12 protein-coding genes and 3 pseudogenes are annotated in these 12,720 nt (G+C 68.0%); 7 read left to right on the plus strand and 8 right to left on the minus strand.

Translation table 11 applies throughout. The annotated features are described in order from the left end of the window. Window positions 1-144: 144 nt before the first annotated feature. The 3 genes and pseudogenes from EBH09_RS36510 to EBH09_RS39685 all read right to left on the minus strand — a co-directional run. On the minus strand, window positions 145-729 hold the full coding sequence (locus EBH09_RS36510; RefSeq protein WP_345940973.1) for an SRPBCC family protein: 585 nt from the start codon (window positions 727-729) through the stop codon (window positions 145-147). Between the two features lie 113 nt (window positions 730-842). Then, window positions 843-1,760, minus strand: a complete 918-nt coding sequence (locus EBH09_RS36515) for a 2-dehydropantoate 2-reductase (protein ID WP_238697598.1) — start codon at window positions 1,758-1,760, stop codon at window positions 843-845. Continuing rightward, a pseudogene (locus EBH09_RS39685) lies at window positions 1,755-2,293 on the minus strand (DUF6817 domain-containing protein); the annotation flags it as partial. The gene EBH09_RS36515 and the pseudogene EBH09_RS39685, both read right to left, overlap by 6 nt. 181 nt (window positions 2,294-2,474) lie before the next feature. Between EBH09_RS39685 and EBH09_RS36520 the strand changes: the two are divergent. From EBH09_RS36520 to EBH09_RS36530, 3 genes are all read left to right on the plus strand, one after another. After that, entirely contained in the window at window positions 2,475-3,386 is a 912-nt protein-coding gene (locus EBH09_RS36520; protein WP_121751013.1) for a LysR family transcriptional regulator, read from the plus strand. A 775-nt stretch (window positions 3,387-4,161) separates the two neighbouring features. Further along, window positions 4,162-4,569 carry an ISAzo13 family transposase gene (locus EBH09_RS39890; RefSeq protein WP_274595162.1) on the plus strand — a complete coding sequence of 136 codons (408 nt, stop codon included), beginning with the start codon at window positions 4,162-4,164 and terminating at the stop codon, window positions 4,567-4,569. A gap of 214 nt (window positions 4,570-4,783) precedes the next feature. Further along, the gene (locus EBH09_RS36530) at window positions 4,784-6,202 is read left to right on the plus strand and encodes a hypothetical protein (protein ID WP_238697554.1); all 1,419 of its coding nucleotides are present in this window, start codon (window positions 4,784-4,786) and stop codon (window positions 6,200-6,202) included. 171 nt (window positions 6,203-6,373) lie between these two features. Here the strand turns inward: EBH09_RS36530 and EBH09_RS36535 are convergent, their stop codons facing one another. Both EBH09_RS36535 and EBH09_RS36540 read right to left on the minus strand, forming a co-directional pair. Continuing rightward, entirely contained in the window at window positions 6,374-7,525 is a 1,152-nt protein-coding gene (locus EBH09_RS36535) for an SMI1/KNR4 family protein (RefSeq protein WP_121751015.1), read from the minus strand. Window positions 7,526-7,739: 214 nt separating this feature from the next. Further along, a pseudogene (locus EBH09_RS36540) lies at window positions 7,740-8,030 on the minus strand (XRE family transcriptional regulator); the annotation flags it as partial. On the opposite strand from EBH09_RS36540, the gene EBH09_RS36545 reads away from it, so the two are divergent. After that, a complete protein-coding gene (locus EBH09_RS36545) occupies window positions 8,017-8,514 on the plus strand; it encodes a hypothetical protein (RefSeq protein ID WP_193776716.1) in 498 nt (165 codons plus the stop codon). The pseudogene EBH09_RS36540 and the gene EBH09_RS36545 overlap by 14 nt on opposite strands. Window positions 8,515-8,554: 40 nt before the next feature. Here the strand turns inward: EBH09_RS36545 and EBH09_RS36550 are convergent, their stop codons facing one another. Beyond that, entirely contained in the window at window positions 8,555-8,965 is a 411-nt protein-coding gene (locus EBH09_RS36550; protein WP_121751016.1) for a hypothetical protein, read from the minus strand. Window positions 8,966-9,284: 319 nt separating this feature from the next. Between EBH09_RS36550 and EBH09_RS39690 the strand changes: the two genes are divergently transcribed. The 3 genes and pseudogenes from EBH09_RS39690 to EBH09_RS38155 all read left to right on the plus strand — a co-directional run bounded on the left by EBH09_RS39690 (window position 9,285) and on the right by EBH09_RS38155 (window position 10,300). Then, window positions 9,285-9,509, plus strand: coding sequence for a transposase family protein (locus tag EBH09_RS39690; RefSeq protein WP_238697599.1), 225 nt, complete (start codon window positions 9,285-9,287; stop codon window positions 9,507-9,509). After that, a pseudogene (locus tag EBH09_RS36560) lies at window positions 9,506-10,029 on the plus strand (XRE family transcriptional regulator). The gene EBH09_RS39690 and the pseudogene EBH09_RS36560 overlap by 4 nt, the downstream one beginning before the upstream one ends. Before the next feature lie 106 nt (window positions 10,030-10,135). Beyond that, complete coding sequence (locus tag EBH09_RS38155; RefSeq protein WP_193776717.1) at window positions 10,136-10,300, plus strand: hypothetical protein; 165 nt, start codon at window positions 10,136-10,138, stop codon at window positions 10,298-10,300. Between the two features lie 467 nt (window positions 10,301-10,767). Here EBH09_RS38155 and EBH09_RS36565 read toward each other — a convergent pair whose 3' ends face one another. Then, window positions 10,768-11,658 carry a MerR family transcriptional regulator gene (locus EBH09_RS36565; protein ID WP_121751017.1) on the minus strand — a complete coding sequence of 297 codons (891 nt, stop codon included), beginning with the start codon at window positions 11,656-11,658 and terminating at the stop codon, window positions 10,768-10,770. A 287-nt stretch (window positions 11,659-11,945) separates the two neighbouring features. Further along, on the minus strand, window positions 11,946-12,569 hold the full coding sequence (locus EBH09_RS36570) for an SMI1/KNR4 family protein (RefSeq protein WP_238697555.1): 624 nt from the start codon (window positions 12,567-12,569) through the stop codon (window positions 11,946-11,948). Window positions 12,570-12,720 lie beyond the last annotated feature (151 nt).

Consider the following 12,720-nt stretch of genomic DNA (forward strand, 5'->3'; position numbering starts at 1 on the left):
GCGGCCACTACACCTCGTTCCTGGGGCATCTCGGCGGCGGGCGCGATCCGGGGAGACCAGAACTGGGGAGCGTCATGCAGCCGGACACGCTCTCCTCGTCGAGGGCCAAGAGCCAGCCACCTCGGAACAGGAAGAGGGCCGAGCTCAGTCGCTCCGCTGCCGCTGCTCTGCCGTCGCCTTGATTCCGTCCAGCGTGGCGTGCATGCCTTCGCGCAGCTCACCGAGACGGAGGGCCACGAGATACTCTTCCTTGTCAGGCATCCGGTCGATGGCAGCGTTCAGCCCTGAGCGCCCGGGGCCGATTCGCGTACTTTGCCGAAGCAGGGTGCCTCCTGCATCAGGCGTGAGCGTGAAGCGCCATGTTGCCATTGGCTCCGCCGGGCTCAGCGTTGCCTTCCCGAAGCGGCCGTCCGCATCGAGGACGTGCCACCCGAAAGCCCGCTCCGGGTCGAGTTCGGTGATCTGGGAAACCGTGCGCCAGGCGCCGATCACGGGATGCTGGTTGTGGCCTGCGAAGCGCGCCCCCAGCACGGGAGCCGTCGCGCCATCGAGCCATTCCGTGCGGTGCAGTTCACGACTCCAACGGGCTGGGGCTTGGATGTCGATCACGATCTCCCATACGGCCGATGCAGCCGCAGCAACGAAGGTCTCACATTGAGTGCCAGGCATATCCGCGTATCGCATCTCGTCTCCGTGATCCTGGGGTGTTCGCCACACCAATGCGGGCATGGCAGGAAGTCCGGCGAAGGTGGGCACCGGTCGGTGAGCGCACCGGCCTTCAGTCGAGTGCTGGTGCTGGCGCCCGGAGTGCTTCGGCAAGTCAGAGGGCTTTGCTGCCCTTCTCAATCAGTGGCCAACTCGGTCACGAACCGAGTGACGACGGGTACGGCGACGTTGTGTCGACGAGCGGCCCGCAGCAGTGCCCCGCCGATGGCGTCCAGTTCCAGCTGACGCCCCGCCTCCGCGTCGCGTTGCATCGAGGACTTCGCTCCGGCTGGGAAGGCGTCGTACAGCGCCAGAGCCTTCGCGGGGTCGGCGGGGGCGCCGCAGGCCCGACTGACAGCGGCGGTCTCCTCGACGAGCGCTACCAGTTCCCGCCGACGCTCGGTCCTGACGCCGCCGATGGTGAGCCCGTACCGCGTCGTAAGCAGTGCGAAGGGCGCGAGGAAGGCCAGTTTGGCCCAGAGTAGGGCGGTCTCGTCCTCGGCCACCCGAGCCTGCACCCCGGCGGCTTGCAACATGGCAGCCAGGTCCTCCAGCCGTTGTGCCGGCCCGGCCAGATCGATCTCGGTGAAGGGGCTGCCGTGTTCGATGACGCCCGGCGAGACGCGGGTCGACTCGACCCGGATGACCCCGGGCGCAACCCGGTCGACACCGTACCGTCGGCGCAGAGCTTCGGGATGCTCAATGCCATTGAGGAGGGGCAGCACAAGGCCGTTGTCGAGCATGGCGGGCGGGATCCGCTCCAACGCCGCACCCAGGGTGGTGTGCTTGACGGTCACCAGACACAGGTCGACCGGCTCGTGCAGCATGGTGTCCGCCTCCACCTCGGCGGTGAAGTCGCCGAATTGCCGGCTGCGTACGCGCAGGCCGTTCTGGCGGAGTGCCTGCGCGGTTGTCTCGCCGGACAGGCAGACGACCCGGTGGCCGGCGCGGGACAGCAGCGCGGCGAGCAGGCCGCCGACGCCTCCCGGGCCCAGGACCGTCACGGTGGATCGGCGCGCGGGGCCGTCGGCGGTGGAGGATGGGGTGGTGAGCACTGTGTGGCAGTCCTTCCAGGCGGGCGGGCTCAGCAGCATTCGGAGGCGGGTGAAGAGGACGAGGAGGTCAGGCCCCCAGCGCTCGTGGAATGCGGGGTCGACTCGGGCGATGTCGAGTTCGTTGGCGGCGGACAGCTCGGTGAGGTCTTGCCGCAGCCCGAGGTTCGGGGCGAGGGTGCGGCCGGTGAACCGATCGCGGAACGCGGGGTCGGCATCGTCCAACGGCGGGCAGGAGGCGTTCCTGTCGCAACTGGCGTAGAAGTACACCAGTGCTTCGGCTTCGGCGCCGATCACCGTGGCCAGCTCTCTGCGGCGGTCGCGGGGGAGTAGTGCGGTGGCGAATCCGTCGGTGCCATAGAAGGCGTGGCACAGGCCCGCGAGTTGCAGGGCAGGGCGGGCGCACCAGGCGGCGAGCTGTTGCTGGACCCTTGCAGATGGGCGAGGAGGGTGCCGCCGGGGTACTCGATGTTCGCGGCGCCGAGCCGGCGCAGCAGGGCGGTGGCCCGAGCCGTGACGGCGGGCGGGGTGGACATGGCGGTGGTCCTCTCGGCGCGTGACGGGTCGGCACCCGCCGTGCCTTCGCCTCACGTCCGGATCGTTGCGAAGTCAGGGCGGGTTGCCGCCCGGGGCCCTGCACTGATAATCAAGCATCGCGTAAATCCAAGTCAATCCTCGCATTTGCTTGTCTGTACCCAAGCGATACCTTGGGTGGCTGTGACTCTTGATGATCTTCGCGTCTTTGCCGCCGTGTGCCAGGCGGGCTCACTGAGTGCCGCTGCCCGCGACCTGATGTGCACACAGTCGGCGGTCAGTCAGCACGTGAAGAGGCTCGAGCGGGAACTGGGACTCAGTCTGTTCGAGCGGCAACCGCGTGGGGTCATACCGACCCCTGCTGGGCACGTCCTGCACTCCGCGGTCATCAATGGGCTCGGCAGCATCGACCACGCCTTGCGTCGCCTCGACGAAATCGCACGAGGAGACGGCGGTGCGGTGCGGATCACCACCGGAGCCACCACCGTCCGGCACTTCATGTCGGCCGCCATCGTCGACTTCCGTCAGCGCTTCCCCCATGTCAGCCTGGAGTTCCAGACTGAGACCTCCAGCCGCAGCTGCTTCGATGCACTCGCCACCGACGGACTCGACCTCGCCTGGATCACCCTCGGGCCCCCGGTCCGCGGTATCGAGCAGCGCCCGGTTGTCGAACTACCCTGGGTGCTTGCTGTGACCGCCGACGATCCGCTGGCTGACAAGCCCTTCATCGAACCCGCAGACCTGCAAGACGCCCGGCTCATCGGGCTCCCCGAGAACTCCACCTCCCGCTCACAACTCGACGTCTGGCTTGGGGAATCCGGTGTACACCCCGTCTTCGACACCAGTGTCGCCGACTGGGACACTGCGGTCCTGCTGGCCGAACTGGGGCTGGGTCATGCCATTGTTCCCATGCTCCCCCGCTGGCGCGGCCCCGGCCACTTCGGCCTGCGCTTCGTCCCCATTTCCGCCCTCCCCGGCCTTACTGCAGGGTGGGCCGTGCGCCGCTGGGACGCCCTATCACCTCTGGCCCGCACCTTCGCCGACACTGTCGCCCACCACTGCGCGACGCAGGCTCCCGGGAGCAGGACCCGGTAACGTGGACCCTCCCTGCGTGAGAAGGCCGTTGTCTTTCCGGATGTGATCACTGAGTTTCCGCTGGTCGAGCATGGTTCCGGCGTCGTCGTGGGAGGGTTCGGGCGGTCATTTTCTCCTCGACGATGTGGAAGTGGCCCGTGGCGTCGGTCATGGTGCTGGAAGAGCGGGAGACCGCTGCCCGGGTGCGGGTGGAGGGGCTTCAGGTGGACCAGCGTTGTTGCCGCGTCTTGACGAGCGTCAGCGTCGACTGGCCATAGGGGCGGAAGCGCGGTCGCTGGGGCATGGCGGGATCAGGCTCGTCGCCGCTGCCGCCGGGGTGCGGGAGGGCACAGTCTCGCGCGGGGTGGCTGAACTTGAGTCCGGCCAGGCCCCGTTGGGGCGGGTCCGTCGTCCTGGTGGAGGCCGGAAGAAGGCGACCGAGCTGGATGCGGGGCTGCGACCGGCGCTGTTGGTGTTGGTCGAGCCCGACGAGCGGGGCGATCCGATGTCGCCGCTGCGCTGGACGACGAAGTTCGACCCGGAAACTGGCAGCGGAGTTGACCCGGCAGGGCCACCGGGTCTCCGCCGACACCGTCGCCGGCTTGCTGCGGGAGGAAGGCTTCAGGCTGCAGGGCAACGCCAAGACCATCGAAGGCGCCCAACACCCGGACCGGGGCGCCCAGTTCCACTACCTCAACGAGCAGGCACGTGACCACCGGGACGCCGGAGCCCCGGTGATCAGCGTGGACACCAAGAAGAAGGAGCTGATCGGCGACTACAAGAACGCCGGGCACGAATGGCGGCCCGCCGGACAGCCCGTGAGGGTCAGCACGCACGACTTCCCGGCCAGGCTGAGAAGGCGATTCCGTACGGGATCTACGACCTGGCGGCGGACACCGGCTGGGTCAGCATCGGCACCGATCACGACACCGCGGCGTTCGCCGTCGCCTCGATCCGCCGCTGGTGGCGGGCGGTCGGCCGGCACGACTACCCCCGCTCTCGCCGGCTGCTGATCACCGCCGACGGCGGAGGTTCCAACGGCTACCGCAGCCGCGGCTGGAAAACCCATTTGTCCGACCTCGCCGCCGAGGCGGGTCTGGAGATCACCGTGTGTCACCTGCCTCCCGGTACCTCGAAGTGGAACAAGATCGAGCACCGGCTGTTCTCCCACATCACCATAGTTGTCCCCCACGGCATCCGCTGACCTGCGGCTTCTATAGGGCAAAGCATGGTGGTTGTCACCGGTGCGGCGCGCCACCTGTCACCAGCGGCAAGCGAAGCAGGGGCGATGTCACCGCGTTCGGCTTCTGGTGGGCAGGGCGCCGAGCGGCGGTCGGCGCTCACAGGCCGTATTTCGCGCGCTGGACGCGGCTCCTGCCCCCTACGATCACCTGGTACGACTGCTGGGGAGGGCGGGAATGCCTGAAGACGTCGAGGACGGGGCGGCGGCGACGCGGCTTGCGGGAGGTGCGCCGCTTCACCGCGCGCTTGATGTCGCCGACCCCTCCGCCTGGCTCACGCTGGACGCAGGAGTACGGGAAGTGGCCCGGTACCGCCCTCAGTTCCTGCCGGAGTGGGAGCACCTTGCCCCACTGCCTGCCGATCTGACTCAGCTCGACGAGCCTCGGCTCGCGCTCGCCCTCTGCCACCGCGACGGGCGGATCCGTCAGGAGGCATTGGATCTGTCCGTCCGCTACCCCGGCCTGCTGCCGTTGGTCGTGATCCGCTGTGCCGACTGGGCTGGTCCGGTGCGCGAACATGCCCGGCAGTTGCTGCGCGAGGCTCTGAGCGTGAACTCCGCCCCCGGCCTCGCGCCGCTGATCCTCCGTGTCGGCCGCCGCGACAGAGGTGCCTTCGGCGTCGATGTGCTGGGCGAGATCCTGCGCCGGGCATCCCACGCTCAGCTCTCGGTTCTCTTCGCGAACCCCGACCGCGTCGTCCGGCGGTTCGCATACCGGTTGGCCATCGAGGACCGACTGCTCGGCCCCGCTGAGCTGGCCCGCGCGGCTGCCACGGACCACGACACCGTGGTCCAGGACCTGTGTGCCACAGCGGCACTCACGGCTCTCGCGGGCGGAGATGCCTACGAGGGTGTGCTGCCTCTACTGCTGTCCGCACGCAACCCGCGTACCCGTTCGGCCGGCGTCACCGCGCTGAGACGGGCGGGGCGGCCGGAGCAGGCGGAACCGTTTCTCGGCGACCGTTCCGCGCTCGTACGTGCGTGTGCCCGGTATGTCGTACGACAGCATGGAGGCGACCCGGCGGCTTGGTACCGGGAGCGGTGCACGGCCCCGCACGACCCTCAGTTGCCGCCCGGTGCGGTGATCGGGCTGGCCGAGTGCGGGAACCGCGCGGATGCCTGGCTGCTGCGGCCGCTGCTCGTGCACCCGGAAGCCGGGGTACGGGCGAGAGCGGTGACAGGACTGCGGGAACTGGACTGCGCGGATGCGAAGCAGTTGCGGCCGCTCCTCGACGACTTTGCCGCCGCAGTCGTCCGTGAGACCGCCACCGCCCTGCTGCCCTCGGCGAAGGACCTGCCCGCCGACTGGCTATGGGAGCGCACCAGCTTTCAGCGGCCGCGGCACGTCCGCGTCGGTGCCTTCCGGCTGCTCGACGCGCGCGGCGGCATCGTGGCCCTACGGACGGCGGTCGGTCTGCTCGAAGACCCCGATGTCAAGCTGCGCACCTGGGCCGCGCAATCAGTACAACGCTGGTATCCCGCACCGGATGAGCCACGCGGCAACGCGGAAGTAGGTGAACTGCTCGACCGGAGCCGGCACCTCTTCAGCGACCATGTGCTGCGCCGACGCAAGCAGGAAGCCGGAGTGGACAGCTGACACTGCACCGGGGCCCCGAACCCCGCTCAGCACTCGCCACCCGGTGGCCCTGGTGACAGCATGCCTGCCTTGGTGACAACTATCGTGCATCCGCTCACTGGGTGTGACTGAGCGCTTCATCTGGTAAGTCTCGCCAGATGAAGCGCTCACGCGAGACCGGAGCCTCTGGGGTCAGTCCTGGTCTTGGACGTACTGAGCTGCGTACCAGCTGGAGTCGATGGCGGGGTTGCGCAGAGTTCCCCAGAATTGTTCGTCGGGTATCGGTGGCAGCGGCGGTCGGCCCAGGTCTGCATACAGGTCAGAGCGCCAGTCGACCGTAAGACGCCTGCGGAGGCCCGCGCTCTCGTACACAGACCTGTAAGGCGAGCCCCAGATCCCGTGTGCCATTTTCTCCGCAGCCCACCTGCGGGTGTCGTCTCGGTGGGCGTTCGCCTGCACGAGCACCGCGCGTAGTCGCAGGGCCAACGGGTCGGTCTGGTCCGGCCGTGATGGGGCTTCACCCCGTTCCAACGCGTCCAGGGCTGACTTGACCTCCGGGTACTTGTTGAGGCCCGTTTCGACCACCAGTCTGCGCAGTTGCTTCCGAGCGGCCTCGGCCACCCGCTCCCGCGGCAGGACCGCGAGCAGTGCACCGAGTTCCTCCAGTCCGTCCAAGTAGATCGCGTGGAGGGGGTCGGTGGGACAGCAGGAGAGGTCCAGCTCCGGTAGCTGCTCATCCGGTGCGGGAAGAGGATCGTCGGCACTGCCCCACTCCGGGTGGGTAGGCATAGCCCGCTCCCAGAGCAGCCGGCCGTTGAAGCTAACGACACCAGCATCCCGGCCTTGCTCGAGCTGGCCAGCCAGCTCTGCCAGGTACCCGCCAAGTGAGTCGGCCTCCCCGAAGCTGGTGCCGGTCTCGTCGAAGAACCGTCCGATCGCGCCGAAGGAGCCCCGCCCAGTGCGGCAATCGATCAAGAGACCGTCCGCCGTTACCCCATACGAACCGAACTTCACGTAGCCGTGATGCCAGTAGTCCTCGGCCTCCTCCTCGTCAAGGCCGTCGGCGACGTTGCGCATGAACTCGGTGTCCTCGAGGATCCCACTCACTCCGAGTAGCCGGTCGTGCGTGCTGAACCGGAAAGCCTCTGGTCCATCCAGTGCCCCGTTGTGCCGGAGCAGTGAAGCAACCAGGTCCGGAGGAAAGGTGGCGCCCAGTTCCTCCTGTGCTGCCGCAATCTCCTCATCTCCCGCAGGCGGCCGGAGCGTGGCGAAAGTGCGAGGCGCGTGCTCGCGCAGCCACGCGTCGATGCGGCTCCATGAATCCTGGACCAGGTCTGCTGTCATAGGGCTGACCCTAGAGTCAGCCACTGACAGCCCAATCGTCGCTCACTGGCACTGACCACAGTGTTTGCGTTCCGTCCGGCCGATTCGACTGTGACTCATGCACGGCTCACCACACCGTCAGCACCCCACGCTCCAGTCGCCAACTCAGCCGCTCACTCGCCAGGCGAAGCGCTCAGTCACACTGGGGCTCGTGGGCTGTTCGGGGCCTCGGCGTCTACAGGTCGAACTCGAGGTGCTCGATGTCCGTGAACCGGACCTCCTCCAGGCTGACGGCGCGGCGGCCGCTGTCCTGGAAGTAGACCTCCTTGAGCGCTTCGGCTGCGATGTCCTGGAACTGCTGGTCGGTGGCGCCGGCTTGATGGGCGTCGAAGAGGCGGGCGGCGTGCTGCGGGGGCAGGGCGACGGTCAGGCGCCGGAAGCGGTCGTGGTCCGTCGACCCGATCGGCGCGGTGAAGCCCATGCGGGCGCGAGTGTCGATCACGATGCCGCCGGTGGTCGCCGCCCTGTGTTCCATCTGGCCGTTCCGGTCCTCCCCGATCAGAGCGGAGGGGGTGGCGGGCGGGTCGGAGCGCTTTAGGGAAGCGTTCGAGGATTTTCGTGCCGAGTTCACGGACGACGGCGTGGAGCCCGAGGGGCCTTGGGACCCGCCGAACGCGTACGCATTCTGGGTCCCCGTCGCGATCACCAATGCCGGAGAGCACCTCGCGGTGGATCACCGCCCCGGCGACACCTATGGCACGGTCCGGGAGATCGACTACGAGGGCTCCGATGTGTGGGGCGTGATCCGATGGGACAGCCTCGGGAAGACGTTTGCCGAGATCGCGGACGGTCTGGAATCCGGTTCCGGTGTCCGGGGTATCGGGCGAACGTACCGGCAGGTTCCTCGAGTGGTCGAGGTGCCTCCGACCATGGCCGTGCCGGGTATGTCCGGGGCGCCCGTGGTGATCGACGGGGACCCGGTGAAACGCCTCGAATGGCGGATGGAGTGATGCAAGAGCCCGCAGCCGGGCGGCGGCGCGCGGTGCTGGGCTACGGGTGCACCTGCCACCAGCGGTCCGCCTCAGAGCGAGCCACTTCGGCGTCGTACTGACTCGCGTCGAAGTGGAGCTCGGGCGGAGGGTTGGGCACGAGGGTGTGCGCCTCCGACGGAACCTCCCAGTTCGACCACTGCACGATCTCCCCGAACCGCTGCACGACCACGGTCAAGAAGCCGCAGCAGCCACCGGTGCAGTCCGGTTCCCCCAGCTCCAAGCGGCGTGCCTCGCCAGTCGCCCGGAGAGGGCTGGGTCGGCCGGCCGGCAGCGCATCGGCCGCGTACGGTCCGCGGCCGCCTTCACCGACCGCCTCTTCGACCAGATCCTCGCCGTTGATCCAGAGCCGCAACTGAGCAGCGAACCGGGGTCCCGGCGGCAACACCCTGATCTCCAAACGATCGAACATCAGATCACCCTACGGGACGCGCTGACGTCGGCGCGTGGCCCAGCCGACGCCTACCTTCACCCGGCGGGCGGGTCCACGAGGTGCCTTCCGTTCTCGGGTTCTGGCTCAACTTCTGTGAAGCGGCCACGCTAAGTGACGGCTGCGCTCCTCCGGGCAGTAGGTGAAGTCACCCGAAAATGAGCTGTGGTAAGGGCGGTTGGGACGACAGTTCGGCACCGTGGAAGAGATCTTGCTCCGGTTGAAGGCGTTTTTGTTCCCGTCGATCGCGGACGTTGCGGTGCTGTCGGTGGACGTGAGCATCGCGATAGTGCGGGTCGACATGGAATGCACTGTGAACAGTGCCGCTTGCCCGGCGTGCGGGGTCTGGTCGAACCGGATTGATGGTTCCTACCTGCGGTTTCCCGCTGATGTGCCCAGCGCCGGACGAAGCGTTGTTCTTCAGTTGAGGGTCCGCCGGTTCGCCTGTCGGAACTCGGGGTGCACCCGCCGCACCTTCGCACCGTCACCGACGTCGACAACGGAGAGTAGGAGAAGGCCACGATGAGCCTGTTCGGGGACGGCCTGGAAGCCGCGGTGCAGAAGGCGTTCACCCGCCCCGCACCCAAGAGCGCTCCCGCGCAGAGGCGGTCGCCCAGATGCTGCGGATCTCCCAGCGCACCGTCGAACGGTACGTGAAGGACCAGATCAAGAAGCCCCGGCCCGAACTCGCCGCTCGCCTGGAACGCGAGGTGAAGAAGCGCTGGCAGCCGCAGATCCGGGCGAAGGCCGGCAGCAGGCGGCCAGCACGGGCGGCATCGTCATCGATACCCGCGCCCGCATGGGCTACACCGCGCCGATCGGGTCGACGGACCAGGACCGCATCCGGCACCTGACCGTCGCCCTGCCCCCGCAGCACGCCGCCCGCCTCTTCGACGCCCAGGAAGTCGGCGCCAGCGACGCCCAGCTCCAGGAGATCGCGGCCGAAGCTCTCAAGGCGGGTGTACTTCCAGGACGGCGGCCGTCGCGTCGGCAGCCTGGAGGAAGTCCGGTTCACGGACATCGAACACCTCGCGTTCGACCTGTAGCAGCAACGCCCCGAACTACTCTTTCCAAAGTTTGGGGACCGCTCCCAACGAGTCCTTCTACCCTGGGTGCGGCGTGGTGCGGCTTCTACGAAGGTGGCCAAGAAGGATGAAGGACATCGTGGTGGGGATCCTCGTCGGCCTCGTCGTGCTGGCGACCTTCGTTGCAGTTCTCTGGGTGATGAGCCGCAGCACCGAGGCCAACGAGGAGGAGTGCCGGTCGGAGGCCGAGGAATACGGGAACCAGGCGACCTGCATCGTCGTCATCAGGTGATAGTCGTCGCCTCAGCACAGGCGTCCACCTGAGCGCCACAGTCGGCAATCCCCGCCAACTGTGGGCGCTCAACCACACCCGGACCGATGCGATCCAGGGCTCGCTCGCGTATCCGCGGGGGGCGGATGTGCATGCACGCGATGCCGTTTTGGCTGCGGACATTGCCGTGTCCAGGGCCTGGCCGGTCACCGCCTCCAGAGCGTCCCGCAGCTGGGCGACCAGCCGGAGCCGTTGCGCGGGCACCAACTGCTCCGCCTCCGTGCAGAAGCGAGCCACGTCCGTCGCCAGGGTGCTGATCCTCGGGGCATCGCTCATGGCCTCAGCATGCCCCCGTGTCAGCGGCCAGTTCGGAATCCCCGCGTACAGCCAGTTGTGATGTCACTCTTGGTCACGGCTCTGACCCGATCGGTCACATGCGGATGAACCGCGACCGGTTGTCGGGCCACGTCAGTGCCGGGCACAGGCGATCAGCTGTCCGCGGAGCGGGTGTCGGCTAGGGCCTCGTCGAAGAGCCGTCCGGCGAGTTCCACGCAGCGCATCCGGGCAGGAGAGAAGTCGTAAGGCATCTTGGTGATCGCTGCGGCGGCACTCATCTCTGTGCCCTCCTCCTCGTTCAGGTCGGCGTCGTAGAGGTCGAAGATCTTCTCCTCGACCGCGTCGAGGCCAGCTGCCTCGATGGCCTGATTCAGGGCCATTTGGTGAGCGCATCGCTGTACGGCGAGCTCTTCGACGCGCGGGTCGTCGGGGTCGACACCATCGTCGAGGGCGGCCTCGGCCGCCTCAAGACGGTCCTCCTCGGCCCGCAGGTCGGGGTGGGTGGCCAGCACGATGAACGTGCTGGCCTGGATGGCGGCGCCCAGCGGCCCGAAGATCCGTTCCGTGACTAGCAGGGCGTCCAGATCGGAGGGACGCAACGCGCCCGGGGGCAGGTGGCTGAGCCGGTCCGTGACCAGTTCGGAGAGCAGCCCCAGCGGGCTGCCCACTGCCTGCAGGCGCTGGACAGCCGCGCGCCGACGTTTGACGGCGGCCTCCTGCGCCGCCAAGGTTTCCTCCAGCCTGCTCAGGACCGACTCGATATCCGGGGCTTGGTCCAGGGCTTCGTCTCCAGGTTCGTCCCGGGCTTCGCCGAAGGCGGCCCGCATGTCGTCCAGGCTGATACCGGCATCAGCCATCTTGCGGATCCACAGCAGGCGGGTCATGTCGTCATAGCCGTAGCGGCGGCGGCCGTCCCCGCCGCGCTCGGGCTCCGGCAGCAGACCGATCTCGTGGTAGTGGCGGATGGCGCGTGGGGTGATTCCGGCGAACGCGGCGGCATCACCGATCTTGACCTGTCGGGGAGGCGTGAGGGAGGGGTACATCGCAGACAGAGCCTTTCGTGCTGTGGTGCCCCGACCCCACCACATGCCGCTACGGCATGTGCAACAACCCCACCCAGGTGCCACCGGAGCCAGGCCCTACCGTGCACGAGCCCGTTAGCTGCCGCCGGGACCGATCAAGAACGACCGGACCATCCGGGAACGCAGAGTGACCACCGGCGGCCAGATAGCTCCCCGCCAAGTGGCCGCCGCTGGGGAATTCCCGCTAACGACCTGACCCGCGATTGATCCGACGGCTCCTGACCTGGCCGGGCGTCCGCTCGGCGCGTTCACCAGTCGAGCAGATCCATGGAACTCCGACCGAGCCAGTCCGTGAACGACACGGGCCGACCGTCCAGGTGGAGCGGGAGGATCTGGTCACAGGTCGCGCGGCCGTCGAACCACATGGTGCCTCGGTGCGGACCAGTGACGACGAGCAGGGTCGAGAAGCCACAACCGTTGTCCCGGATGAACACGGCGCCGGACGTCTTGCGTTCCTGGAACACCTCGTACTCCGCATCCCACTGCTTCCATGCCTGCTGGTAGGCGTCCTGGTCCGGGAAGTTCTCTTCCAGCGGCTCGCGTGCGTCCAACTCGTCTTCGTAAGCGCGGTAGGAGTCAGGATGTGGGAAGGCAACGGTGAGCAGGTCGTAGTTGGTGCTTGAGTCTCCCTGCCAGCCCCAGCCTGCCGCGGTTCGGCGTAGGCGGTTCATCGCGCCGCCAGCGCTCTGTCGGAGCAAGTACTCCCGGTATTCGACGGGAAAGACAATGCCCAGTTCCGCCTCCGCCTCGCAGACGTGTGCTTCGGACAGCGGCGCCGGGGAGGAGTCCTGTCCCGAGGCCGGGCTGCTGAACTCGTCAAAGCGTCGCCCATGGGCCAGGCGTTGGGCTTCCGCTATCCAGTCGATCGTCATACGGGTGAGGGTAGACAGGAGCGACGTCTCGGCGAGTTGATCGCTGAGCTCGCACCGCGCTGGGACGCACGGTGCGAGTCAGGACGGCAGCAGCGGCGGCACGAGGCCCGGAGGCGGAAGGCCGGCGCCGGACGGCCGACGACCGGGACAG

The sequence above is a fragment of the Streptomyces sp. E2N166 genome (assembly GCF_003671715.1).
In the GTDB taxonomy this organism is placed as follows: domain Bacteria; phylum Actinomycetota; class Actinomycetes; order Streptomycetales; family Streptomycetaceae; genus Streptomyces; species Streptomyces thinghirensis.